The following is a 23,690-nucleotide window of genomic DNA, read 5'->3' as shown; positions in this document are numbered from 1 at the left end:
CGTCCTCTCAGCCGGACTCCGACGGCGCCACGATGCCCGCCAACGCCGGAAGGGCGGCGCGGTGCCCGTTCCCGCAACGGGAGACGGACATCGCGCCGCCCGCTCTCACACCACCTCGGCCCGCCCCGGGCCGTCGTCCAGGAAGCCGCCCGACTGGTGCTGCCACAGCTTCGCGTAGGCCCCGTCGACCGCGAGCAACTCCTGGTGGCTGCCCTGCTCGACGATCCGGCCCCGGTCGAGGACGACGAGCTGGTCCATGGTGGCGACCGTGCTCAGCCGGTGCGCCACCACGAGCGCCGTCCGCCCCTCCATGAGCCGCCACAGCGCCTCCTGGACGAGCAGCTCGCTCTCCGAGTCCAGGGCGCTGGTCGCCTCGTCGAGCAGCAGGATCGGCGCGTCCCGCAGGATCGCCCGGGCGAGGGCGACCCGCTGGCGCTGACCCCCGGACAGCTTGATGCCGCGCTCGCCCACCATGGTGTCGAAGCCGTCCGGCAGCGCGTCGGCGAACTCGGTGACATGGGCCGCCTCGGCCGCCCGGCGGATCTCGGCGTCGGTGGCGTCCGGCCGGGCGAAGGCGATGTTGTCCCGCAGGGTGCGGTGGAACATCGCCGGGTCCTGCGGCACATAGGCGATCCGGCTGCGCAGATCGGCCTGACGCAGCCGGCTGATGTCCTGACCGCCGATCAGGATGCGTCCGGCGTCGATGTCGGTCATCCGCAACAGCAGCCGGGTGAGCGAGGTCTTGCCGCCGCCGGACCGGCCGACCAGGCCGAGCTTCGCCCCGCTCGGCACGGCCAGGTCCAGCCCGTCGAACAGTGGTCGACCGCCACGGTGTGCGAAAGTGACCTTCTCGAAGCGGACGTCGGCCGCCCGGGAGCACAGCGGCTCCGGCGACGCCGGGTCGAGTACGGTGGGCGGTGTCAGCAGCAGTTCGGTGAACTGCGCGGCCTCCGTCATCGAACTCTCCAGCCGGCGGTATATCTGGTTGAACTCGAACATGATGCGGGTCGCGTTGCCGTAATAGGCGAAGGCGACCACGATCGCCTCCACGCCGTGCGCTCCCCCGGCGAGCGTGACCGCGAGCAGCAGGCCCATCGCGTTGGTGAGTACGGACATCGGCGCGACCAGTGTGTCGATGCGCAGGTTGCCGTAGTCCCACGACCGCACGGTGAGCCGGCGCGACACCGCGACCCGGGAGCGGTGCTCGGCAGCCTCGCTCTTCTCCGCGGCGAACGCCCGTACGGTGTCCATGTTCATCAGGCTGTCGGCGACATGGCCGGAGACCCGGGCGATCGCCTCCTCACGCTGGTCGACGATCCGCTGGCGGCGCCGGATGAGCGGCGCGACCAGCACCGCCGTCAGCGCGATCGTCACCAGCAGACCGACGACGAGCAGCGGTTCGTAGCGCCACAGCACCACCGCGCCGAACGCCAGCGGCACGAAGCTCCCCACGACCTGGAACGTCACCGTGTCCACGAACTGCTCGAAACGCGAGGCGAAGCTGAGGACCCGCTTGGTCAGCGAACCGGCGAAGTTGTCGTGGAAGAACGCGGCGTCCTTGGCGAACAGCTCGTCCATCCCGAGCACGTACAGATGCTCGATGCCGAGGGCGTCGAGGCGGTTGAGGCAGTGCAGGGCGACGCGCCACAGTGCCTCCGCGAGCAGCAGGACACCGGCGAAGCCGAGAACGTACGGCAGCGCCGAGTCGACCGTGACGTCCTTGTCGCCGGCGAGGTCGCCGACGAGCTTGGCGACGATCAGCGGCGCCACGTAGTTGATTCCGATGTTGCCCAGCGCCATGAGCAGCATCGCGGGTACCGTCAGCCGGCGCAGCCGGGCCAACTCCCGTCCGTAGTAGCGAAGTGCGAGTAACACCGAGCGCTTGCCCGGCTGAACCCTGCGAGAACCAGACGTTTCCATCCCACCCCTGTGTCGTCCTGATGGCAGCCCGCCACGCGCTGACGCGGGCAGGGGCCATCGCCGCGGCGAATGTGTGGATTTCGGTCGAGTCCGGCAGTGTCCCGCGACGACGACCGCGGCGTCCAAGCCTTTTCCGGCCGGGCGGTGGTGCGCGGGGGAGCGCCAAGGGGCGTGGCGGACGGGGCGTGAACCTGACTCGGTCGGTTCAAGGGGTGAGCGTACGGCGGACGACGTACGGCAGGATGCCGCCGTGGCGGAGGTAGGTCAGCTCCTGGCGGGAGAAGATCCGCAGCCGCAGGACGGCCGTGGTGTCCGGCCCCTGCTTCCGCCGAATCCTCAGCGTGATCCGGTTGGTGCCCACGGACAGGTCGTCGAGCCCATCGAAGGACAGGTCCTCCGCACCGGTGAAGGAGAGGCCCGCACTGCTGTCGCCCTCGGCGAACTCCAGGGGCAGGACGCCCATGCCGATCAGGTTGGAGCGGTGGATGCGTTCGTACGACTCGGCCACGACCGCCCGCACCCCGAGCAGCGCCTGCGCCTTCGCCGCCCAGTCACGGCTGGAGCCGGCGCCGTAGTTGCGGCCCGCGACGACGACCAGGTCGTGGCCGGCGTCGCGGTAGGTGGCCGCCGCCTCGTACACGGGCAGGACCCGGGAGCCGTCGGCGGTGCGCGCGTGACCGCCGGGGGCCGGCTGCTCGGCGAGGAGCCGGTTGGTGACGGCGGCGTTGGTGAAGGCGCCCCGCAGCATGACCTCGTGGTTGCTGCGGCGCGTGGAGTACTGGTTGAGGTCGCGGCGGGCGACCGAGCGGTCCGCCAGCCAGTGACCCGCCGCGCCCGCGGCGGGAATCGCGCCGGCCGGGGAGATGTGGTCGGTGGTGACATCGTCCCCGAGGTGCAGCAGCACCCTGGCCCGGTCGAGCCGCAGCCGGGCGGGGGGCTGCGGGGACAGGTCCGTCAGATGCGGGGGGCGGCGGATGTAGGTGGACGCCGGGTTCCAGGGGAAGCGGGTGCCGCCGGGCGCGTCGATCTCCTGCCAGGCCGGGGTGCCCTGCCGGATGCGGGCGGCGTTGGCGCGGAACATCTCCGGGCGTACGGACTCCCTGACCCGCGCGGCCACTTCCTCCTCGGAGGGCCACAGGTCCTTGAGGTGGACGGGACTTCCGTCGGGGGCGGTGCCCAGGGGCGTGCGGTCGAAGTCGTGCAGGACCGAGCCCGCCAGGGCGTAGGCGACGACCAGGGGCGGGGAGGCCAGGTACGACAGGGAGATCAGCGGGTTGACCCGGCCGGTGAAGTTGCGGTTGCCGGACAGGACGGCGACGGGTTCCACGGTGCCGGCGGCGGCCCGCTCCTCCATCGCCGGGTGCAGCGGACCGGAGTTGCCGATACAGGTCATACAGCCGAAGCCGACGATGTGGAAGCCGGTCTTCTCCAGCGCGGGCAGCAGTCCGGCCGCCCGCAGGTACTCCTCGACGACCCGTGAGCCGGGGGAGAGGGAGGTCTTCACCCAGGGCTTGGCGGTCAGCCCGGCCGCCACCGCCCGCTCGGCGAGAAGACCCGCCTGCACCATCAGGGTGGGATTGGCCGTGTTGGTGCAGCTGGTGATGGCGGCGATGGCCACGGGGCCGTCCGGCAGCGGCTCACCGAACGCACCGGCATCGGGATCGCCTTCCGCGCCCGTGCCACGCCCGTGGCCGCGGAAGGAATCCGGTACGGCGGACAGCGGCAGCCGCTGATGGGGCAGGTGCGGCCCCGCGAGGCTGGGTTCGACCGTGCCGAGGTCGAGGTCGATCACCTGGTCGTAGCGGGGCTCGGGGAGGTCGCCGGTGCGCTTGAGGCCCTGCGCGGTGAGATAGGCGTCGACGAGCCGGACGTGCTCCTCGTCCCGGCCGCTGAGCCGGAGGTAGGCGGCGGTCTCGTCGTCGTAGGGGAAGAAGACGCAGGTAGCCCCGTACTCGGGGGCCATGTTGGAGACGGCGGCCCGTTCCGCCCAGCCCAGGGCCGTGACCCCGTCGCCGCAGAACTCGACGAACTTGTTCACCACGCCCTCGGCGCGCAGCAGTTCGGTCAGCGTCAGGGCCAGGTCGGTCGCGCCGACGCCCGGGCCCAGCCGTCCCGTCAGCCGGACGCCGACCACCTCCGGATACTGGATGGTGACGGGCTCGCCCAGCATGGCCGCCTGGCCCTCCAGACCGCCGACGCCCCAGCCGACGACCCCCAGCGCGTTGATCATCGGGGTGTGGCTGTCGGTGGCGACCAGCATGTCCGGATGCAGCCAGGGCCCGTCGCCGTCCTGAGCCTCCGCCACCCACACCACCCGGGCCAGCGCCTCCATGTTGACCTGGTGGATGATGCCGGTGCCGGGCGGGACGACCCGGAAGTGGTCCACGCTGCGCTCGGCCCATTTCACCATCGCGTACCGCTCGCCGTTGCGGCGGAAGTCGATCAGCAGGTTCCGCTCCACGGCGTCCGGGCGGCCGTACTCCTCGACGATGACGGAGTGGTCCACCGTCAGGTCGACCGGAACGGACGGTTGCAGACGGCCGGGGTCCCCGCCCAGCTCGGCGACGCTGTCGCGCATCGCGGCGAAGTCGGCCAGGGCCGGCAGACACGTGGTGTCGTGCAGCATGATGCGGTTCGGACGCACCGGCACCTCACAGGTGCCCTGCCCGGCCCGCGCCCGAGTGACCACAGCCGCCAGGGCGTCCGGAGCGCACCGGTCGACGTTCTCCAGCAGAACCCGCACCGCGTACGGCAGTGTCCGCAGCTCCGCCGGCGGCAGCAGCCGGTCCAGCGGCCGGTAGCGGTAGGCACGGCCGTCGACGGTGAGCACGGCAGGGCTGGTGCGATCGGAACTCAAGCCTGACTCCGAGTCTCTCGGTGCGACGGTGACCGCCCTCAATATTGTCTCAAGGCGCGCATTGATACAACTTGCTCGATGGTGCCGCCCCGAAGGGGCGCGGGGAACCGCGCGACCGGCCACCTCGGACCCGCGGACGGCAAACGGCCGACCGAAGCTAGGCCTCGTCGACGACCCCGGTCTTCACCGACCGCACCTTGTCCAGATGCTGATGCAGGAAGACCGACGCCTCCTCCAGGTCCCCGCCCTCCACCAGATCCAGCAGCCGCAGATGCTCCCGGGCCTGCCCGGCCAGCCGCGTCCGGTCGACCTGGTGCCGGTACTCGATCAGCCGCCGCAGCCGGTTCTGGCGCCGCACGGCATCCAGCAGGAACGGGTTCCCGGAACACCCCACGAGCATCTCGTGGAACGTCGCGTTGACCTGGAAGAGCTCAGCCCGCGGCAGCAGCAGGACGTCCCCGTGCAGCAGGGCCTCCTGCTGCTGCCGGTGCCGGCCGAAGGCCTCCGCGTCCACGGCGAAACCGGGCTCCAGCAGCGCGGCCGGTTCGACGATCATCCGGAACCGGTAGCTCTGGTCGTGTGCCTCGGCGGTGGCCATGACGTGCTGGAACTCCCAGCCCCGGCCACCCGCCTTGCGCCGCACCAGGTCCTCGGCCTCCATACGGGAGAGCACACGGTCGGCCTGACGCGAGGTCAGCCCGTAGCGGCGGCTGATGTCGGCCGAGGTGAATGAGCCGGTGAAGCGCCCGCCCACGTGGTCGTCGGCGATCTCGAAGTACGCCTTCTGCTCCACGTCCTCGCCGTCACCGAGGTCGGGCCGCGCCAGCGCGCTCGCGTCCCGCGTGAGGAAGAAGCCGCGGTTGGGGACGCGGTCGAGGATGCCGACCTCGGTGAGGAAGAGCATCGCCTTGCGCACCGGGGTGCGCGAGACCTCCAGCGCGTCCGCCGCCCATTGCTCGGTGACGTGCGCGCCTTCGGTCAGCCCACTGCGACGGAACAGGTCCACCAGTCGGGTGGCCATGGCGGTGGTCAGGTTCGGCCGTGACATCAGCCCCTGCGCTTCGTGCGTGGTCGGACGGAACGCCTCATCCTATGAACCCGGTCGCAGGGGGCCGCCTGCCGGAAACTCAGGGGGCCGTACGGGTGAACGTCACATGCGTGACTCCGCAGGGCGAGGAGGTGGCCTCGACCTCGTAGTCCTTCTCGACGCCCTCCAGCCCGTCCCAGAGGCGTACGCCGCGGCCGAGCAGGATCGGGACCACCGTGAGGTGCAGGTGGTCGATGAGCCCGGCGGCGAGGAAGTCGCGGACCACGGTGGGGCCCCCGCCGATGCGTACGTCCTGGCCGCCCGCCGCCTCGCGGGCCGTCTCGAGCGCCTCGGCGGGCGAGGTGTCGAGGAAGTGGAACGTCGTGCCGCCCTCCATCTCGATCGGCGGGCGCGTGTGACGGGTGAGGACGAAAGTGGGCGTGTGGAACGGCGGGTTCGGGCCCCACCAGCCCTTCCACTCCGGGTCGTTGTGCCATCCGGGGTAACCGAACTTCCCCGCGCCCATGATCTCGGCGCCGATCCCGGGCCCGTGGCGCCGGGCGAAGGCATCGTCGAGGCCGCCGGTCCCGCCGGGCCGGCGGATCATCTCGTGCCAGAACCGGGTGGCGAACATCCACTCGTGCAGCCTTTCGCCGGCATGACCGAACGGCGCGTCACGGCTCAGTCCCTCACCGGTGCCGAAGCCGTCGAGCGAGATGGAGAAGTTGTGCACGCGAGCGAGTGACATGGCCGGCGACTCCTGTCCTGTGCTTCTCGAGACGTCCCACGCCCATTCTTTCCAGATCCCGGCGGCCACCGCAGTGCCGGAGCGGCACGCGTCGGCCGCACGTGCCCGGTCACTCCCTGATCGCGGCGCGGACGAACGCCGGCGGATCACGACATGGGGCCGCTGTCCGGGCGCAGGGTGAAGACCTGGTCGAGGCCCACGAGTGTGAGGACACGCAGCAGGTTCGCCGGTACGCCGGCCAGGACGATGCCGGCATCGGCGGCCAGGGCGTGCTGGCGGGCGGCAAGCAGGGCGGTGATGCCGGAGGAGTCGCAGAACTCGAGGCCGGAGAGGTCGAGGACCAGGCACTGCCCCGGTGTCAGCGGAAGCCGGCCGACCTGGCCGCGCAGTTCGGGGGCCCGGGCGTGGTCCAGGTCGCCGGCCACGTGCAGAACGGGTCCGGTCTCGGCGTCGCGGTGGTGGATGGTCAGCGTCTTCATGTGGGGAAACTCGTCGCGGGGCGGACGGGGGAAGAGTCGGCCGGGACGCCGAGGGCGAGCAGGGCGGTGTCGTCGTCGAGCCCTTCGCCGAAGCTGTCCAGCAGTCCGGTGAGTGCGGTGATCACCTCGCCCGGGGCGGCGGGAGCGAGGTCGGCGCCGAAGGCGCGCAGGGCGCCCTCGCCGTACAGGTCGTCGCGGCCGGGGCCGGTGCGGGCCTCGGTGAGACCGTCCGTGTACAGCACGATGGTGTCGCCGGCGGCCAGGACGGTCTCCGCGGTGCCGATCGGTGCGTCGGGCAGCACACCGACGAGCAGGCCGCCGGGGGTGGGCAGGAACTCGGCGCGGCCGTCGGACCGCAGGACGAGCGCAGGCGGGTGACCGCCGGAGGCGAGGCGCACGACGGTGGGGCCATGGTCCCCGCCGGGCTCGACGATCCCGAAGACGCAGGTGCAGTAACGGGGATCGCCGTCGGCCGTGTACCGCTCGTGCAGTACGGCGTTCAGGGTGGCCAAGGCCGTCGCCGGCTCCGGGTCGTGGTGGGCCGCCGCCCGGAGGGTGTAGCGGGTCAGCGAGGTGAGGGAGGCGGCCTCGGGGCCCTTGCCGCACACGTCGCCGAGGAAGAACGCCCACCGGTCGCCGGCGACGGGGAACAGGTCGTAGAAGTCGCCGCCGAGCTGGTCCGGGGAGGCCGTGTGGTAGTGGACGGCAGTCTCGAGACCCGGTACGGCGGGCAGCGAGTCCGGCACCAGGGACCGCTGCAGCACGGCCAGCGCGTCGGCCAGCCGCGCCCGGTCGGACTCGGCCTGCCGCCGGGCCTCGTCCGCCTCGGCGTGGGCCCGCTCGGCTTCCTTGCGCCGGCGCAGGAGCTCCGCTTCGTAGGAGCGGCGGTCGGAGGCGTCGAAGACGGTGACCCGGATCAGCAGGGGTTCGCCCCCGGTGCCGTACTTGACCACGGCCGAGACCAGCACCGGAAGCCGGCCGCCGCCCTGGCGCCTCAGGTCCAGGGCGATACCGCGCAGCTCGCCCTGCATACGCAGCAGGGGCGCGAAGTGCGTCTCGTGGTACAGCTTCCCGCCGATGGTGAGCAGCTCCGCGAAGCGCTTGCGGCCCACCACGGCCTCGCGTTCCAGGCCCAGCCAGTCCAGCAATGTGGTGTTGATCTTGGCTATGGTGCCGTCCATCATCGTGGACAGGTAACCGCACGGCGCCGACTCGTACAGATCCTCCGCGCTGTCCTCCAGCAGCGCGGTGAACGCCGCGTCCGTGCCCGCCTCGTCTCCGGTCCCGGCAGGCTCCGGCGCGCCGTTCGCACGGCACATCACTTCAGGGACTCCAGGAAGCCGAGGATCTCCGCGGCGGTGGCCTCCGGGGCGCTCAGCTGCGGGCAGTGCCCGGTGGCGTCGAGGGTGACCAGGCGGGAGGAGGGAATCGTCGTGTGCACATAGGCGCCGACCTCACGGGGCGCGATGGCGTCCTGCTCGCACTCCAGCACGAGGGTCGGCACGGACACGCCCTTGAGGTCCTCGCGGCTGTCGGTCAGGAAGGTCGTACGGGCGAAGACACGCGCGATGTCGGGGTCGGTGGCGCAGAAGCTGTTCGTCAGTTCCTGGCCCAGCTCCGGACGCTCCGGGTTGCCCATGATCACCGGGGCCATCGCGGACGACCAGCCCAGGTAGTTCGCCTCCAGGGAGTCCAGCAGCTCGTCGATGTCCTCGGTGCTGAACCCGCCGCGGTATCCCTCGTCGTCGAGGTAGCGGGGCGAGGGCGTCACCATCACCAGCGCCGCGATCCGCTCCGGCGCGGCCCGCGCCGCCAGCACCCCGACCATGGCGCTGACCGAGTGCCCCACGAACACCGCCTGACGGAGGTCCACCTCCGCGCAGACGTCGACGACATCGGCCGCGTAGCCGTGCAGCGAGGAGTACCGCTCCTCGCTCCAGGCCGACAGGTCCGACCCGCCGGAACCCACGTAGTCGAAGAGCACCACCCGGTACCGCTCCGCCAGAACCGGCACCACCAGGCGCCACATGTTCTGGTCGCAGCCGAAGCCATGTGCCAGGACCAGCACCGGCGCGTCGTCGCGGCCGATGACGTTCACATTGTTCCTGCGGCGGACGTCCATGCGGCCATGCTCCCACCTCGGCCGGCGCGGTTCGTCGGCGGGCCGGGCAGCGGAGGGTCGGCACCGCGGGGCGAGGAAGGCCGCTCCGTCGCAGCTCAGCCGCCCGAGCTCTCCCGCACGACGAGCCGGTGCCCGGCCACATGGTCGCCGGGCGGCGCGGTGTCCGGGGCGTCGATCCGGGCCAGCAGCTGGGCGACGGCGGCCCGGGCGATCTCCTGCTTGTCCGGGGCGACGGTCGTGAGGGTGGGGACGCTGAAACGGGACGCCTCGATGTCGTCGAAACCGGCCACGTCGAGATCGCCCGGCACGGAGCGGCCCAGCTCGTGCAGGGCCCGCAGTGCGCCCAGGGCGAGATGGTCGTTGAGGCACAGCAGCGCGTCCGGACGGGGGCCGCTCTCCATCAGCGCGGCGGCGGCCCGCGCGCCGTCCTGCCAGTGATAGGCGTCCACCCGCACCACCAGGCCGGGCTCGAAGGGCAGGCCCGCCGCTTCGAGGGCCTCGCGGTAGCCGTCGGTGCGCAGCCGGTCGGTGCCCTGGCGGCCGTGCAGGGCACCGCCGACCACCGCGATGCGCCGGCGGCCCCGGGACAGGAGATGCTCGGTGGCCTCGCGCGCCGCGCGCACGTTGTCGATGCCGACATGGTCGGTGCCGCCCTCGGCGGAGCGCTCGCCGAGCAGGACCACGGGCAGGCGCCGGTCGCGGACGGCGAGATCACGCGGCTGCAGGGAGAGCGGACTCAGGATGACGCCGTCGGAGAACTGCGCGTCGAAGCCGTGCAGCGCCGCCAGTTCCCGTTCGCGCACCGCCCCGGTCTGGTGCAGCAGGACGGTGTGCCCGCGCCGGTCCGCCTCGGCCATGACGTGCTTGGCCAGCTCGGCGAAGTAGGCGACGTCCAGCTCCGGGACCGCCAGGGTGATCATGCCGGTGCGGCCCTGGCGCAGTTGCCGCCCGGCGATGTTGACGCGGTAGCCCAGGGCCTCGATGGCCTCCTGGACGGCGGCACGGGTCCGCTCCGACACATGCTCGAAGTTGTTGATCACGTTGGAGACGGTCTTGGGGGAGACGCCGGCGTACTCCGCCACGTCCTTGATCCTGGGTCTGGCCGCCACGCTGTCCCGTCCTTCCGACTGCCGAGATCGTACCCACCGCGCCCAGGCGCCGTCCGACGGGTTTACATCGATGTAAACCCATGGTGCCATGGGCACCGACCGGCACCAGAGACACCCGGCACCAGAGACACCCGGCACCAGAGACACCCGGCACACGCGACACGAGGAGCCCCATGGCCGTGCCCCGCCCCGAACATCCGAGGCCACAGTTCGTCCGGGACGCCTGGCTGAACCTCAACGGCACGTGGCAGTTCGAGATCGACCGGTCGGACACCGGCCTGGAACGCGGACTGGCGGCGCGCGAACTCACCGGCACGATCGTCGTCCCGTTCTGCCCCGAGTCGGAGCTCTCCGGCGTCGGGGACACGGACTTCATGGAAGCGGTCTGGTACCGGCGGACCGTGACCGTACCCGCGGAGTGGGCCGGTGCCCGGGTGCTGCTGCACTTCGGGGCCGTGGACCACGACACCACCGTCTGGGCCGGCGGCCGTGAGGTCGCCCGGCACCGCGGCGGCTTCACACCGTTCACCGCCGACCTCGGCGAAGTCGCCGTCCCCGGTGGGGAACTGACCATCGTCGTCCGGGCCCGGGACAGCCGTCACGGCGTCCAGGCGCGCGGCAAGCAGGCGAACTGGTACGCCAACTCCCACTGCCACTACACCCGGACGACCGGAATCTGGCAGACCGTGTGGCTGGAGCCGGTCCCGCGCACCGTCGCCCTCCGCAGACCCCGCATCACGCCCGACCTCGCCTCCGGCTCCTTCTTCCTGGAACTCCCGCTCTCCGCCAACGCGCCCGGCCACCGCGTCCGTGCCACGCTCGCCGACGGCCACGGGGACCTCGCCACCGCCGAGGCGCGCGCCGACCTCGACCTGTGCCCTCGGCTCGTCCTGCCCGTGCCCACCGGCCGGCTGCGCGTCTGGTCACCCCGGGACCCGCACCTGTACGACCTGACCCTGGAGGTCCTCGACGCGTCCGGCACGGTCGTCGACACGGCGCGCTCCTACGCCGGCCTGCGCTCGGTCGCCGTCCACGGCAAGCGGCTGCTGCTGAACGGCGAGCCCGTCTTCCAGCGGCTCGTCCTCGACCAGGGCTACTACCCGGACGGCCTGATGACCGCCCCGACCGACGCCGACCTCGTCCGGGACATCGAACTGGGCCTGCGCGCGGGCTTCAACGGCGCCCGTCTGCACCAGAAGGTCTTCGAGGAGCGCTACCTCCACCACGCCGACCGGCTCGGCTACCTGGTCTGGGGCGAGTTCGGCGACTGGGGCTGCGAGACCGGCGTGCGCGACGACAACCAGCGCCCCGACGCCTCCTACGTCACCCAGTGGCTGGAGGCCCTGGAGCGCGACCACTCCCACCCCTCGATCGTCGGCTGGTGCCCGCTGAACGAGACGTACCAGCCGCTGCACGACCGCATCACCCGGCTCGACGACGTCACCCGGGCGATGTTCCTGGCCACCAAGCAGGCCGACCCCACCCGCCCGGTGATCGACGCCTCCGGCTACGCCCACCGGGTGCCGGAGACCGATGTGTACGACTCCCACTGCTACGAGCAGGACCCCGACGTCTTCGCCACGACGATGGACGGGCTGGCGCAGGACCGGCCGCACGTCAACCGGGCGCCGGACGGACGGACCTGGTCGGTGCCCTACCGTGGACAGCCCTACTTCTGCAGCGAGTTCGGCGGCATCTGGTGGGACCCGGAGGCGGCGGCCGGCTCGGCGGGCGACGACCAGGACTCCTCATGGGGCTACGGACAACGGCCGGGCAGCGCCGAGGAGTTCGTGGCCCGCTTCACCGGCCTGACCGGCGTACTGCTCGACGACCCGGACATGTTCGGCTACTGCTACACCCAGCTCACCGACGTCTTCCAGGAACGCAACGGCGTCTACCGCTTCGACCGCTCCGAGAAGGTCGACACCACGCTCCTGCGCGACGCCCAGACCCGCCCGGCCGCTTTCGAGGCCGCCCCGCGTCGTCGGTGATGACAACGATGCAAGGAGAACCGCTCATGCGCTTACGATCCCGAGCTTCACTGTTCGCCGTCCTCCTGGCCCTGCTGCTCGGACTCACCGCCGTCCCGTCGGCGGCCGGCGGCGCCGAGGGGACGAAGGCCGCCGCCGCGGGCACCTTCCGCAACCCTCTCAATCCCGGCCCCGACCCCTACGTCTCGTACTGGAAGGGCAACTACCACCTCACCACCACCCAGGGCGACAGCATCCGCATGTGGCGCTCGCCCTCGCTGAGCACACTGCTCACCTCGGACCCGGTGACCGTGTGGAAGGACACCGACGGCTCCCGCAACCGCAACATCTGGGCGCCGGAGTTCTACCGCTTCGGCGACCGCTGGTACCTCTACTACACGGCCGACGACGGGGTCGACGAACACCACCGGCTGTACGTCCTGGAGTCCGAGCGCGACGACCCGGCGGGCCCGTACCGCTTCAAGGCGAGGCTCACCCCGCCCAACCACGCCGACAAGTACGCGATCGACCCCGGCGTGTTCCGGCACGACGGCCGCCTCTACCTGGCCTACGCCGGGCTCAACCAGTACCAGCACAACGGCCTCAACATCGCCCCGATGTCCAACCCCTGGACCGTCTCCGGTGACGCCGTCCCCCTCGACGCCGCCGGCGGCTGCCCCGAGGTGCGCGAAGGGCCGGAGTTCCTCCACCGCAACGGCCGTACCTGGATGACGTACTCGACCTGCGACACCGGCAAGCCGGACTACCAGGTCTGGATGATGTCCCTGCGCGACGGCGCCGACCCGCTCGTGCCCGGCAACTGGAAGCAGCACTCCGGGCCGGTCTTCTCCCGCGCCGACGACCGAGGCGTCTACGGCCCCGGCCACCATGCCTTCTTCCGCTCGCCCGACGGCACCGAGGACTGGATCGTCTACCACGCCAAGACGACCTCGACGAACACCTACACGGACCGCACCACCCGCGCCCAGAAGATCACCTGGAACGCGGACGGCAGCCCGGACCTCGGCCGGCCGCTCGCCCTCGGCGCCACCCAGGACCTGCCCTCGGGCGACCCCGGGTCCGGCACGTACTGGATCAACGACGACGGCCGCTCCAGCGGCGCCGGAAGCGTGGCCTACGCGGGCGACTGGAACTCCGGCACCGGCTGCGCCACCCAGTGCTTCTGGGGCGACGACCACTGGAGTGACCGGGCCGGCAACACGGCCACCTTCACCTTCACCGGGACCCGTATCGCCCTGCTGTCCGTCCGCGACACCGGCAACGGCATCGCCGGGATCAGCGTCGACGGCGGAGCCGAACAGCGCGTCGACTTCCATGGCGCGATCCGCACCGGCGAGAAGCTGCAGTACGTCAGCCCCAAGCTGCCGTACGGGCGGCACGCCCTGCGGATCCGGGTCACCGGGGAACACAACGCCCAGTCCCGGGGCGCGTTCGTGAGCGTGGACCGTGCGGAGGTGTACACGAACTGACGAACGGCCGCGGAGGGCCGGGGAGGCGGGTCAGCCCAGGTAGAGCGGGAGTTTCGAGGCCGGCTCGCCGAGTTCGGCCCGCTCCGCCTCCGTGGGTGCCCGTCTCCCGGTGCCCACCAGCAGCGCGTCCCGGTCGTGGAACGACGCGGGGAACGCGCTGCCCGCGATCCGCTCCAGCAGTTCACGGGAGCGGGTGAGCCCCTCCGCCGGAGGCTGCTCCGCGTCCGGGAGGTGCGCGATCAGGTCGAGGTGGTGCAGCGTCCACTCCAGGACATACGCCGAGAGGTAGTCCGCCACGGTGAGGACCTCGTCGCGGGTGCCGACCCGGCCGGCGGGGTCGGCGAGCCGGGCGGCGCGGCCTGCGGCGGAACCGACGTCGTCCAGGTGGAACGTGAGCAGTCGAGGATCCTCGTACGCGGCCGCGAGCCGGACGGTCAGCGCGTCGAGCGGGTCGTCACCGGTCGGTGGCGTGTCGGCGAGCTCCCAGTAGGTCACCGCGTCACGGGTCGGTTCCCGGTCGGAGGGGGTGGCGAGGGTGATCAGGACGTCCTGGGCGTCGATGACGAGATGGCACACCAGGTCCCGCACCAGCCAGCCCGTACAGCCGGACGGCCGGGCGAAGTCCTCGTCGGCCAGGTCCGCGACCGCCGCGCGCAATGCCGTCCAGGAACGTGAGAAGAGATCCACCTCGGCACCGTAGTGGGGTGCGTCGTGGGCGGACAAACGCTTTCGGGCGGTCGGTACGCCCTTGTGCCAACTCCCGAACCGAGCCCTTGAGTTCATCGGCGCAGGACTCTGGCGGCCTTGAGAACTCCTGGGCTACCGTCGGTAACACCCCTGGTTGCCACAGGGGCCTCTCCCGACCCCTGCGCACCTCCTCCGGAAGGCGGCCCATGGAACACCCGTCAGAACCCGCCGCGTTCACCCGCCGCCGTGCCCTGACCGTGGCGGGCGGTGTGCTCGCCGGTGCCGCGCTCGCGCAGTCGGCGTTCCCGGCCTTCGCGGCAGGCGCCGGATCGTCGGACGCGGACGCCATCGTCGTCGGTCACGGCCTCGCCGGACTCGTCGCCACCGCCGAACTGGCCGCCGCCGGGCGCAAGGTGCTGCTGCTCGACCAGGAGCCGGAGGCCAGTCTGGGCGGGCAGGCCTTCTGGTCCTTCGGCGGGCTGTTCTTCGTCGATTCCCCCGAGCAGCGGCTCATGGGCATCAAGGACTCGCGGGAACTGGCCTGGCAGGACTGGCTGGGCACGGCCGGCTTCGACCGTGGCATCACCGACCCGTCGGGCCAGGACCACTGGGCCCACAAATGGGCCGAGGCGTACGTGGACTTCGCCTCGGGGGAGAAGCACTCCTGGCTCGCGGGGCTCGGCATGCAGTGGTTCCCGATCGTCGGCTGGGCCGAGCGCGGCGGCGGACTCGCGGACGGGCACGGTAACTCCGTACCCCGCTTCCATGTCACCTGGGGCACCGGGCCCGCCGTGGTCGAGCCCTTCGAGAAGAAGGTGCGCGCGGCCGTCGACGACGGCAAGGTGACCTTCAGGTTCCGCCACCGCGTGGACGACCTCGTCGTCACGAACGGTGCCGTCACCGGTGTACGCGGAAAGGTCCTGGAGCCCAGCAGCGCGGCACGCGGCAAGCCCAGCTCCCGCAAGGTCGTCGGCGACTTCGAACTGAACGCCCCCGTCGTGATCGTCACCTCGGGCGGCATCGGCGCCAACCACGACCTCGTCCGGCAGAACTGGCCCGCGCGCCTCGGCACACCCCCGAAGTCCATGATCACGGGAGTGCCCGCGCACGTGGACGGGCGGATGCTCGCGATCACCGAGAAGGCGGGCGGACGGATCGTCAACCCCGACCGCATGTGGCACTACACCGAGGGCCTGAAGAACTACGACCCGATCTGGCCCGACCACGGCATCCGCATCCTGCCAGGCCCGTCCTCCATGTGGTTCGACGCCACGGGCAAGCGCTTCTCCAGCCCCGACATCCCGGGCTACGACACCCTCCACACGCTCAAGTCGATCACCGACACCGGCTACGACTACTCCTGGTTCGTCACGACCCAGAAGATCATCGCCAAGGAGTTCGCGCTCTCCGGCTCCGAGCAGAACCCGGACCTCACCGAGAAGAACGTCTGGAAGCTGCTGTCGCGCATCTGGCAGACCCCCGAGCCGATCGAGCGGTTCAAGGAGAAGGGCGAGGACTTCGTCGTCGCCAAGACCCTGCCCGAACTGGTCGCAGGCATGAACAAACTGACGGGGGACGACCTCATCGACCTGGCCCGCCTGCAACGGCAGATCGAGGCCCGCGACCGCGAGATCGCCAACCCGTACACCAAGGACGCCCAGGTCATGGGCATCCGCAACGCCCTCGCCTACCCCGGCGACACCCTCAGCCGCACCGCCTCCGCCCACCGGATCCTGGACACGTCCGCAGGACCGCTGATCGCCGTACGCCTCAACATCCTCACCCGCAAGACACTGGGCGGCCTCCAGACCGACCTCTCCGGCCGCGTCCTGAACGCCTCCGGCAAGCCGATCACCGGGCTGTACGCGGCCGGCGAGGTCGCCGGCTTCGGCGGCGGCGGCGTCCACGGCTACCGCTCCCTCGAAGGCACCTTCCTGGGCGGCTGCCTGTTCTCGGGCCGCGCGGCGGGCCGGGCGGCGGCGGCCGCGACGGCGACCTGACCCCACCGGAGGCGGGCCATGCCAGCCCGCCCCCGGCCCAGAGCGTCAGGCGAGTCCGGGCCGCTCCCCGGCCAGCTCGGCCCGGACGCTCCGGGCCGCTGTCACCAGGTTCTCCAGGGACGCGCGGGTCTCGGGCCAGCCGCGGGTCTTCAGGCCGCAGTCGGGGTTGACCCACAGCCGTTCGGCGGGGATGGCCTTCAGGCCGGTGCGCAGCAGGTCGGCCGCCTCCTGCGCACCGGGAACGCGCGGGGAGTGGATGTCGTAGACACCCGGCCCCGCCTCTCGCGGATAGCCGTGCGAGGCGAGTTCGCGGGCGACCTGCATATGGGAGCGGGCGGCCTCCAGGCTGATGACGTCCGCGTCGAGGTCGTCGATGGCCTGCACGATGTCGCCGAACTCGGCGTAGCACATGTGGGTGTGGATCTGTGTGTCCGGCCGCACGCCGGCCGTGCTGAGCCGGAAGGCCTCCGTGGCCCACGCCAGATACGCCGGCCGGTCGGCGGCACGCAGCGGCAGCGTCTCGCGCAGGGCGGGCTCGTCGACCTGGATGACCGACGTCCCTGCCTCCTCCAGGTCCCTCACCTCCTCGCGCAGGGCGAGAGCGACCTGACGGGCCGTCTCGGCACGCGGCTGGTCGTCGCGGACGAAGGACCAGGCGAGCATGGTGACCGGGCCGGTGAGCATGCCCTTGACCGGACGGTCCGTGAGGGACTGCGCGTACCTCGTCCAGCGCACGGTCATCGGCTCGGGCCGCGAGATGTCGCCGGCCAGGATCGGCGGGCGGACGTAGCGGGTGCCGTAGGACTGGACCCAGCCGTGCTGCGTGGCGAGGTAGCCGGTGAGCTGCTCCGCGAAGTACTGGACCATGTCGTTGCGTTCGGCCTCGCCGTGCACCAGGACATCCAGACCGGCCTTCTCCTGGAAGGAGATCACCTCCTGGATCTCGGCCTTGATGCGCTCCTCGTAACCGGCCGTGTCGATCCGGCCCGCGCGCAGGTCCGCCCGGGCGGTACGCACCTCACCGGTCTGCGGGAAGGAGCCGATCGTGGTGGTCGGCAGCAGGGGCAGACCGAGCCGGGCGCGCTGCGCGGCGGTCCGCTCGTCGTACGGCAGCGAGCGGCGGGCGTCCGCATCGGACACCGCGGCCGTGCGGGCGCGGACGGCCGGGTCACGGGTGATCGGGGAGTTGGCCCGGGAGGACAGGTCCGCCCGGTTCGCGGCGAGCTGCGCGCCGATCGTGTCCGTGCCCTGCGCGAGACCGCGCGCGAGGGTCACGATCTCGGCGGTCTTCTGCCGCGCGAAGGCGAGCCAGCGCAGCACCTGCGGCTCGATGTCCCGCTCCGCCGCCGTGTCCAGCGGCACATGCAGCAGGGAGCAGGAGGCCGAGACGTCCACCCGGTCGGCGAGGCCCAGGAGCGTGCCGAGCCGGGAGAGCGAGGCCGCCAGGTCGTTGATCCAGATGTTGCGCCCGTCGACGACACCGGCGACCAGCCGCTTGCCCGGCAGACCGCCCACCGCGGCCAGATCGTCCAGGTTGGCCGCCGCCGACTCCGTGAAGTCCAGCGCGAGCCCCTCGACCGGCGCCTTCGCCAGCACCGGCAGGGCGTTCCCGAGCCGGTCGAAGTACGAGGCGACCAGCAGCTTCGACCGGTCGGTGAGGGCTCCGAGGTCGCGATAGGCACGCTCGGCGGCGTTCAGCTCGGCCGGGGTCCGGTCCTGGACCAGGGCAGGCTCGTCCAGCTGGACCCACTCGGCGCCCGCCGCGCGCAGGTCGGCGAGGACCTCGGCGTACACGGGCAGCAGCCGGTCCAGGAGCGTGAGCGGCTCGAAGTCCGCTGGCACCCCCGGGGCGGGCTTGGCCAGGAGCAGATACGTGACAGGGCCGACGAGGACGGGACGCGCGGTGTGGCCGAGCGCCAGCGCCTCGCGCAGCTCGGCGACCTGCTTCGCCGAGTCGGCGGTGAAGACCGTGTCCGGACCCAGCTCGGGCACCAGATAGTGGTAGTTCGTGTCGAACCACTTCGTCATCTCCAGCGGCGCCACGTCCTGCGTGCCACGCGCCATGGCGAAGTAGCCGTCCAGGGCGTCCGCCTCGACGGCGTCCCGGTGGCGGCCGGGGATCGCGCCGACCATGACGGTGGTGTCCAGGACGTGGTCGTAGAACGAGAAGTCGCCCGTCGGGACCTCGTCGATGCCGGCGTCGGCCAGCTGCCGCCAGTTCGTGGCGCGGAGTTCGGTGGCGGTGGCCCGGAGGGCGTCTGCGGTGACGCGGCCCTTCCAGTAGCCCTCGATCGCCTTCTTCAGTTCCCGGTTCTGTCCCTGGCGGGGGTAGCCGTACACGGTGGACCGTGCTGCCGCGGCTGCGGGCTTGGTGGTCACGGAGATCTCCTTCGCGAGACGAATCCCTGAGATCCCGGCGACGGGACGAGAGCGCGAAGGGGTGACGAACCGGACGGAGACGACCTCGCGCGGCACAGCGCGGTCGTCCGCCTGGTAGGTACGCCGACCCGCCCTCGAGGTCACCGGAATGTCCGCGCACGTATCGTCCGCACGCGGGCAGTTGGCAGGTCTTCGGACTCGCGGGCACGTCTCACCATGTGAGAACACCTACTGGCCGTCGCTTCCCGGGCCCTTCGTGGGCCCAGTGCGTATGACGGCGGTCGTTCCCGCTCACCGCTGCGGGGCAGTCCCGGATTCCCACCGGGTTCCCTCTTGCGACGCATCCCGCCTGGCGGACGGGGCGAACCAGCTGCACCGCCAGCCTATACACGACAAGGCCGCTGAAGCGACCCTCAGCCGCCGCTCACCGGCCGCCCCGCCGCCAGCGCGGCCAGCTCCTCGGGAGTGCGCGGGCCGGGCGCCGACCCGGTCAACAGCCCCTGCGCGCGCAGGAGGTCCGCGGCGGCGGCGCCCCACGGCAACCGCAGCCCCGCCTGCCGGAGGAGATCGGTCCGGGCCAGTGCCGTCGGCGCGGGAGCGAGGTGCACACCGTCCGGGGTGAGGAGCGCCGCGTGGTCGGCCCAGCGCAGGGCGAGATCGACGTCGTGGGTGGCCATCACCACCGTGGTGCCGTTCGCACGCAGCCCGTCGAGCGTGCTGAGGAGCCGTTCCTGGCCGTCGGGGTCGAGCCCGGCCGTCGGCTCGTCGAGGACCAGGACCCGGGGCCGCATGGCGACCGCGCCGGCGATCGCGGTCCGCTTGCGCTGCCCGTAGGAGAGCAGATGGGTGGGCCGGTCGGCCAGGCCGCTGATGTCCAGGGCGGCGAGTGCCTCCGCCACCCGCGCCCGTACCTCCGTGTCGGACAGCCCGAGGTTGAGCGGCCCGAACGACACGTCCTGCTCCACGGACGCCGCGAACAACTGGTCGTCCGGGTCCTGCACCACCAGCTGGACGGTCGTCCGCAGCCGGGTCAGGCCCTTGCGGTCGTACGTCACCGGCTGCCCGTCGACCGTCAACCGCCCCTCGTGCGGCCGCAGCCCGCCGCTGAGCAGCCGCATCAGGGTGGTCTTGCCGCTGCCGTTGCGGCCGAGCAGCGCGAGGGCCCGCCCCTCGCGGATGTCGAAGTCGAGGCCGCTGAGCACGGCCGGGCCGTCCTCGTAGGCGAAGGACGCGCCCCGCAGGGCGACGAGGGCGGGCTCGCTCATGCCGGCGGCCTTTCCAGTACGAAGGTGAGGACGGCCAGCGCCGCGAGGAGCGCGCAGCTGGCGGCCGTGAAGCGGACGGAGACGCGGGCCTCGGGCACCAGGACCCGCAGGGTCCCGTCGTAGCCGCGCCCCGCGAGGCCGGCCTGGAGACGGGCCGCCCGGTCGAAGGCCCGGACGAACGCGGTGGCGCCGAGTCCGCCCAGCGAACGCCAGGCGGCGGCCCGCGTGGTGTGCCCGAGCCGGGCGGCCTGCGCGTCGCGGATCCGGCGCACGGAGTCCAGCAGCAGAAAGCTCATGCGGTACGTCACGAGCGCGACATCGACGACCGGCGCCGGGACGCCCGCCCGGACCAGGCGGGGCAGCAGGTCGGACATGGGCGTGGTGAAGGCGAACAGCAGCACCCCCAGGGAGGCCGCCGAGGTGCGCAGCAGCAACTCCCCGGCCCGCAGCGGCCCGTCGTCCGCGAAGGAGACGAAGCCCCCCGGCCCGCCGACCTGGACGAGCAGCGTGAGAGCGCCGGTCACGCAGAAGCCCAGCGGCACGCGGTAGGCCCGCCACAGCCGCCGGCCGGGCACCCCGGCCGGCCCCAGCAGCAGGGACACGGCCGTCACGAGCACGAGAGCCGCGCCCGGCCAGGGCGGCAGGGAGATGGCCAGCACGGTGAGTCCGAGACCGAGCACGGCCTTGTCCACGGGATGGCGGCGGCGCCAGCGACTGCTGTGCGCCGCCGCGTCGATCGGCAGCACGCGGCTCAGGCCCTCTCGGCCGCCGGCTCCTCGGCGTCCCGCTCCCGAGCCTGCTGCTCACCCTGGCGCCGGCCCCGGCGCAGACCGAAGTAGTAGGCGAGGACACCGGCGCCGATCGCCGCCTGGAGGGCGAACAGCGCCGACTCGATCTCACCCGACGGCGGCTCGTACAGCGGCGAGAACCAGGGCTCGTAGTCCGGGTCGATCTCGGTGATCGCCGTCTCCGCCTGGGCGTCGGCGCCCGCGAACGGCTCCTCCTTGTGGTCGCCGAGGCCGAGCGCGAGCGGCAGTACGGCGAGCGCGGCCACCGCGAGCAGCAGCAGGAGGTTGATCTTCGTGTTCTTCTTCATCGGGCCGCCGCCTCGGTCTCGGTCACGGACTGCTTCTTGGCGAGGAGCACACCCAGCCGGGTCAGTTCGCCCTTGCTGGACTGCACCAGCAGCCGCATCACGAGCACCGTCAGCAGCCCCTCGCTCACCGCGAGCGGGATCTGGGTGACGGCGAAGATGGTGCCGAACTTGCCGAGCGCGCCCACGAACCCGCTGCCCGGGTCGGGGAAGGCCAGTGCCAGCTGCACGCTGGTGACGCAGTACGTGGACAGGTCGGCGAAGAACGCCCCGAAGAAGACCGCGACCATCAGCGGCACGTCGTACCGCCGCAGCAGCTTGTACACGGCGTATCCGGCCCAGGGCCCGACGATCGCCATGGAGAAGACGTTGGCGCCCAGCGTGGTCAGACCGCCGTGGGCGAGCAGCAGCGCCTGGAAGAGCAGGGTGATGGTGCCCAGCACCGCCATGATGGGTGGCCGGAAAAGGATGGCTCCCAGACCCGTTCCGGTGGGGTGGGAGCAACTGCCGGTGACCGACGGCAGTTTCAGGGCGGACAGAACGAACGTGAAGGCACCGGAGGCACCGAGGAGCAGGGTGCTCTCGGGGTGCTCGCGCACCTCACGGGTGAGCGACCGGACTCCGTGGACGACGAACGGGGCCGACGCGACGCCCCAGGCGACCGCGTGTGCGGGTGGCAGAAAACCCTCGGCTATGTGCATGGCTCAGCAGACCCTCTCCAGCACCTCGTGGATGGTTGACGTGCCTTGGCCGGTCTCCTGGCTGACGGGTACCACCGCCCGTGCTCCGCCTTCCCGGGGCAAGGGCTCTGGCGCCACATTCCCGTCGTCCGCCCGGAGGGCGGGAATGTGGCGCCAGAGCCCTAGGACCCAGTGGCTGCCCGTGTGGGCTGGAGCCGGACTTCCCGATTCACAGTGGCGAGGGCCGCACCGGCATCACACCGGATTTCCCGTTCACCAAGGCGTGGTGACAGTAATGCCGAGATAAGGACGATGACAAGCCACCCGAGGGGGCGCGCGAGGGGGCGTCCGCTCGCACACCGGCGCAGGGCCGCTCAGTCGTCGCCCCCGGCGTCATCGTCGTCCCCGTCCTCCCAGGTCTGACGGGGCTTCTCCTGCTGGGGTTTGTCCGCCTTTCGCGGTGGGGCGGCCGTCTCCTGCGCCGGAGTCGTGGGGCTGGGCTTCACTTCGACGGGGGTCGGGGGAGGAGACGCGGTGGTGGACGGGGTGATATCGGCCACTGTGCCGGCGGCCGGCGCGGTGGCGGCCGGATCCGTGTCCTCCGCCGGAGCTGAGGAGAGGGGCGAGGCGGAGTCCGCGGACGGTGTGGCGGCCGGGCTGCTCGCGGACGGGGACGCGTCGGGTTCCGTGCCCTCCGTCGCGGTGTCGTCGGGCGAGAACCACAGCATGCCGGCGAGCATCGCGGCGGCGAAGAGTGTCGCCGCGGCGACCGTCGCGGCCGCTCTGCGCCGGTTGTCGTCGCCGCCCCGGGGTGCGGCGCGACGCGAACGGCCGGCCTGGGGTGTGCGGCCGGTGCGCAGCCCGGGGGCGCCGGGCAGCGCGTAGGTGGCCGGGTTGCGGGTCTCGGTGGCTGGATACGGCCCGGGCGTGGCGGACGTCACCGGGGGCGCGGCCTCCGGCAGCGGCTCGGGCCGCCCTCGCCAGGCGCCACCGGCGAACCACTCGGCGGTCTGCTGTGCGGTGGGCCGGTCCTCGGGCTGCTTGGCGAGCAGGCCGAGCAGGTAGTTCTCGAAGGCCGGCGGGAGTCCGGCGACACCGAGCTCGCGGGGCGGTACGGGCGCGGAGTCGAGGTGCTGGTGCAGGAGCGCGACGGCGGTGTCCGCCTGGAACGGTGGCCGTCCGCTGAGGAGCTGGTAGAGCAGACACCCCAGGGAGTACATGTCGGAGGCGGGACCGGCGGGCTGGCCCAGGGCGCGTTCGGGTGCGAGGTAGAGGCCGGTGCCGACGATCTGGCCGGTAGCGGTGAGCGCGGCGCCGGGGTCGTCCAGGAAGCGGGCGATGCCGAAGTCGCCGATTTTCAAGGTGCCGTGGGTGTCCAGCAGGAGGTTGGCGGGCTTGATGTCACGGTGGACGATGCCCTGCGCGTGCGCGGCGGCGAGCCCTGCGGCGGCCTGTGCGGCGAGATCGGCCACCCGCTCGGCGGGCAGCGCGCCGGAGGCGGCCAGCACCCCGGCGAGGCTGTCGCCCTCGACCAGTTCCATCACCAGGTACAGCCGGTTGTCGTACTCGCCGAAGTCCAGGACACCGACCAGATGGGGGTGGTTGAGACGCCCGGCGGTCTGGGCCTCCAGACGGAACCGGGAGGCCGCCGTGACATCGGTGTCCTGGGGCAGCAGCAGCTTGACGGCCACCGCTCTGGCGAGCGTCTCGTCGTACGCGCGCCAGACCTCTCCCATTCCACCGCGCCCGATCTCAACATCCAGCCGGTAGCGGCCCGCTAGCAGCACTCGTCCTCGTCTCATGCAGGGGGGAAGGTACGTCGCCGCATGCCGAACTCCCCGTTTTGACGCGGGGGTTGGTGGGG

General features: G+C 71.9%; 18 protein-coding genes and 2 riboswitches. Of the genes, 3 read left to right on the top strand and 15 right to left on the bottom strand.

All coding sequences use genetic code 11. The features are described 5' to 3' along the window. Positions 1–105: 105 nt before the first annotated feature. From ACIBK5_RS25540 to ACIBK5_RS25505, 8 genes are all read right to left on the bottom strand, one after another. Positions 106–1,920 carry an ABC transporter ATP-binding protein gene (locus ACIBK5_RS25540; RefSeq protein ID WP_399022794.1) on the bottom strand — a complete coding sequence of 605 codons (1,815 nt, stop codon included), beginning with the start codon at positions 1,918–1,920 and terminating at the stop codon, positions 106–108. A 205-nt stretch (positions 1,921–2,125) separates the two neighbouring features. Next, complete coding sequence (gene acnA, locus ACIBK5_RS25535; RefSeq protein ID WP_399022792.1) at positions 2,126–4,777, bottom strand: aconitate hydratase AcnA; 2,652 nt, start codon at positions 4,775–4,777, stop codon at positions 2,126–2,128. A gap of 157 nt (positions 4,778–4,934) precedes the next feature. Beyond that, positions 4,935–5,825, bottom strand: coding sequence for an FCD domain-containing protein (locus ACIBK5_RS25530; RefSeq protein ID WP_399022789.1), 891 nt, complete (start codon positions 5,823–5,825; stop codon positions 4,935–4,937). A 79-nt stretch (positions 5,826–5,904) separates the two neighbouring features. Next, a complete protein-coding gene (locus tag ACIBK5_RS25525) occupies positions 5,905–6,552 on the bottom strand; it encodes a dihydrofolate reductase family protein (protein ID WP_399022787.1) in 648 nt (215 codons plus the stop codon). A 146-nt stretch (positions 6,553–6,698) separates the two neighbouring features. Further along, positions 6,699–7,031 (bottom strand): STAS domain-containing protein, encoded by a 333-nt coding sequence (locus ACIBK5_RS25520; RefSeq protein ID WP_399022785.1) that lies wholly within the window; start codon positions 7,029–7,031, stop codon positions 6,699–6,701. Beyond that, positions 7,028–8,350 carry a PP2C family protein-serine/threonine phosphatase gene (locus tag ACIBK5_RS25515; protein WP_399022783.1) on the bottom strand — a complete coding sequence of 441 codons (1,323 nt, stop codon included), beginning with the start codon at positions 8,348–8,350 and terminating at the stop codon, positions 7,028–7,030. The genes ACIBK5_RS25520 and ACIBK5_RS25515 overlap by 4 nt, the downstream gene beginning before the upstream one ends. Further along, positions 8,350–9,153: an alpha/beta fold hydrolase gene (locus ACIBK5_RS25510; protein ID WP_399022781.1), complete on the bottom strand. Its 804-nt coding sequence runs from the start codon at positions 9,151–9,153 to the stop codon at positions 8,350–8,352. The genes ACIBK5_RS25515 and ACIBK5_RS25510 overlap by 1 nt, the downstream gene beginning before the upstream one ends. 95 nt (positions 9,154–9,248) lie before the next feature. Beyond that, positions 9,249–10,262 carry a LacI family DNA-binding transcriptional regulator gene (locus ACIBK5_RS25505; protein WP_399022779.1) on the bottom strand — a complete coding sequence of 338 codons (1,014 nt, stop codon included), beginning with the start codon at positions 10,260–10,262 and terminating at the stop codon, positions 9,249–9,251. Positions 10,263–10,435: 173 nt separating this feature from the next. Between ACIBK5_RS25505 and ACIBK5_RS25500 the strand changes: the two genes are divergently transcribed. Both ACIBK5_RS25500 and ACIBK5_RS25495 read left to right on the top strand, forming a co-directional pair. Then, complete coding sequence (locus ACIBK5_RS25500; RefSeq protein ID WP_399022777.1) at positions 10,436–12,253, top strand: glycoside hydrolase family 2 protein; 1,818 nt, start codon at positions 10,436–10,438, stop codon at positions 12,251–12,253. Between the two features lie 8 nt (positions 12,254–12,261). Next, positions 12,262–13,722, top strand: coding sequence for a glycoside hydrolase family 43 protein (locus ACIBK5_RS25495; RefSeq protein ID WP_399023069.1), 1,461 nt, complete (start codon positions 12,262–12,264; stop codon positions 13,720–13,722). Positions 13,723–13,752: 30 nt separating this feature from the next. Here the strand turns inward: ACIBK5_RS25495 and ACIBK5_RS25490 are convergent, their stop codons facing one another. Then, on the bottom strand, positions 13,753–14,409 hold the full coding sequence (locus ACIBK5_RS25490; protein WP_399022775.1) for a maleylpyruvate isomerase N-terminal domain-containing protein: 657 nt from the start codon (positions 14,407–14,409) through the stop codon (positions 13,753–13,755). Positions 14,410–14,615: 206 nt separating this feature from the next. Here ACIBK5_RS25490 and ACIBK5_RS25485 point away from each other — a divergent pair, with 206 nt between their 5' ends. Next, the gene (locus ACIBK5_RS25485) at positions 14,616–16,409 is read left to right on the top strand and encodes an FAD-binding dehydrogenase (RefSeq protein WP_399022774.1); all 1,794 of its coding nucleotides are present in this window, start codon (positions 14,616–14,618) and stop codon (positions 16,407–16,409) included. A gap of 45 nt (positions 16,410–16,454) precedes the next feature. Here ACIBK5_RS25485 and metE read toward each other — a convergent pair whose 3' ends face one another. From metE to ACIBK5_RS25455, 6 genes are all read right to left on the bottom strand, one after another. Beyond that, positions 16,455–18,788, bottom strand: a complete 2,334-nt coding sequence (gene metE, locus ACIBK5_RS25480; RefSeq protein WP_399022772.1) for a 5-methyltetrahydropteroyltriglutamate--homocysteine S-methyltransferase — start codon at positions 18,786–18,788, stop codon at positions 16,455–16,457. Positions 18,789–18,953: 165 nt separating this feature from the next. Further along, positions 18,954–19,174, bottom strand: a riboswitch (cobalamin riboswitch). Positions 19,175–19,201: 27 nt separating this feature from the next. Beyond that, the gene (locus ACIBK5_RS25475; protein WP_399022770.1) at positions 19,202–20,053 is read right to left on the bottom strand and encodes an energy-coupling factor ABC transporter ATP-binding protein; all 852 of its coding nucleotides are present in this window, start codon (positions 20,051–20,053) and stop codon (positions 19,202–19,204) included. Continuing rightward, on the bottom strand, positions 20,050–20,799 hold the full coding sequence (cbiQ, locus tag ACIBK5_RS25470) for a cobalt ECF transporter T component CbiQ (protein WP_399022768.1): 750 nt from the start codon (positions 20,797–20,799) through the stop codon (positions 20,050–20,052). Before cbiQ ends, ACIBK5_RS25475 begins: the two co-directional genes overlap by 4 nt. Before the next feature lie 5 nt (positions 20,800–20,804). After that, positions 20,805–21,149: an energy-coupling factor ABC transporter substrate-binding protein gene (locus tag ACIBK5_RS25465; protein WP_399022766.1), complete on the bottom strand. Its 345-nt coding sequence runs from the start codon at positions 21,147–21,149 to the stop codon at positions 20,805–20,807. Next, the gene (locus tag ACIBK5_RS25460; RefSeq protein ID WP_193481353.1) at positions 21,146–21,847 is read right to left on the bottom strand and encodes an energy-coupling factor ABC transporter permease; all 702 of its coding nucleotides are present in this window, start codon (positions 21,845–21,847) and stop codon (positions 21,146–21,148) included. The genes ACIBK5_RS25465 and ACIBK5_RS25460 overlap by 4 nt, the downstream gene beginning before the upstream one ends. Before the next feature lie 29 nt (positions 21,848–21,876). Next, a riboswitch (cobalamin riboswitch) is annotated at positions 21,877–22,144 on the bottom strand. A gap of 56 nt (positions 22,145–22,200) precedes the next feature. Then, positions 22,201–23,628 (bottom strand): serine/threonine-protein kinase, encoded by a 1,428-nt coding sequence (locus ACIBK5_RS25455; RefSeq protein WP_399022763.1) that lies wholly within the window; start codon positions 23,626–23,628, stop codon positions 22,201–22,203. Positions 23,629–23,690 lie beyond the last annotated feature (62 nt).

The sequence above is a fragment of the Streptomyces sp. NPDC050546 genome (assembly GCF_044457425.1).
In the GTDB taxonomy this organism is placed as follows: domain Bacteria; phylum Actinomycetota; class Actinomycetes; order Streptomycetales; family Streptomycetaceae; genus Streptomyces.
The sequence above is the reverse complement of the archived record's forward strand: the minus strand, read 5'-3'. Positions and strand labels throughout refer to the sequence as shown.

Excerpts from the sequence above, each read along its gene's own strand:
- ACIBK5_RS25540 (WP_399022794.1), bottom strand. The coding sequence starts at position 1,920 with ATGGAAACGTCTGGTTCTCGCAGGGTTCAGCCGGGCAAGCGCTCGGTG.
- ACIBK5_RS25495 (WP_399023069.1), top strand. The coding sequence starts at position 12,262 with ATGCAAGGAGAACCGCTCATGCGCTTACGATCCCGAGCTTCACTGTTC.
- ACIBK5_RS25530 (WP_399022789.1), bottom strand. The coding sequence starts at position 5,825 with ATGTCACGGCCGAACCTGACCACCGCCATGGCCACCCGACTGGTGGAC.
- ACIBK5_RS25475 (WP_399022770.1), bottom strand. The coding sequence starts at position 20,053 with ATGAGCGAGCCCGCCCTCGTCGCCCTGCGGGGCGCGTCCTTCGCCTAC.
- ACIBK5_RS25515 (WP_399022783.1), bottom strand. The coding sequence starts at position 8,350 with ATGTGCCGTGCGAACGGCGCGCCGGAGCCTGCCGGGACCGGAGACGAG.
- ACIBK5_RS25455 (WP_399022763.1), bottom strand. The coding sequence starts at position 23,628 with ATGAGACGAGGACGAGTGCTGCTAGCGGGCCGCTACCGGCTGGATGTT.
- ACIBK5_RS25465 (WP_399022766.1), bottom strand. The coding sequence starts at position 21,149 with ATGAAGAAGAACACGAAGATCAACCTCCTGCTGCTGCTCGCGGTGGCC.
- ACIBK5_RS25485 (WP_399022774.1), top strand. The coding sequence starts at position 14,616 with ATGGAACACCCGTCAGAACCCGCCGCGTTCACCCGCCGCCGTGCCCTG.
- ACIBK5_RS25500 (WP_399022777.1), top strand. The coding sequence starts at position 10,436 with ATGGCCGTGCCCCGCCCCGAACATCCGAGGCCACAGTTCGTCCGGGAC.
- ACIBK5_RS25510 (WP_399022781.1), bottom strand. The coding sequence starts at position 9,153 with ATGGACGTCCGCCGCAGGAACAATGTGAACGTCATCGGCCGCGACGAC.
- ACIBK5_RS25525 (WP_399022787.1), bottom strand. The coding sequence starts at position 6,552 with ATGTCACTCGCTCGCGTGCACAACTTCTCCATCTCGCTCGACGGCTTC.
- ACIBK5_RS25460 (WP_193481353.1), bottom strand. The coding sequence starts at position 21,847 with ATGCACATAGCCGAGGGTTTTCTGCCACCCGCACACGCGGTCGCCTGG.
- ACIBK5_RS25520 (WP_399022785.1), bottom strand. The coding sequence starts at position 7,031 with ATGAAGACGCTGACCATCCACCACCGCGACGCCGAGACCGGACCCGTT.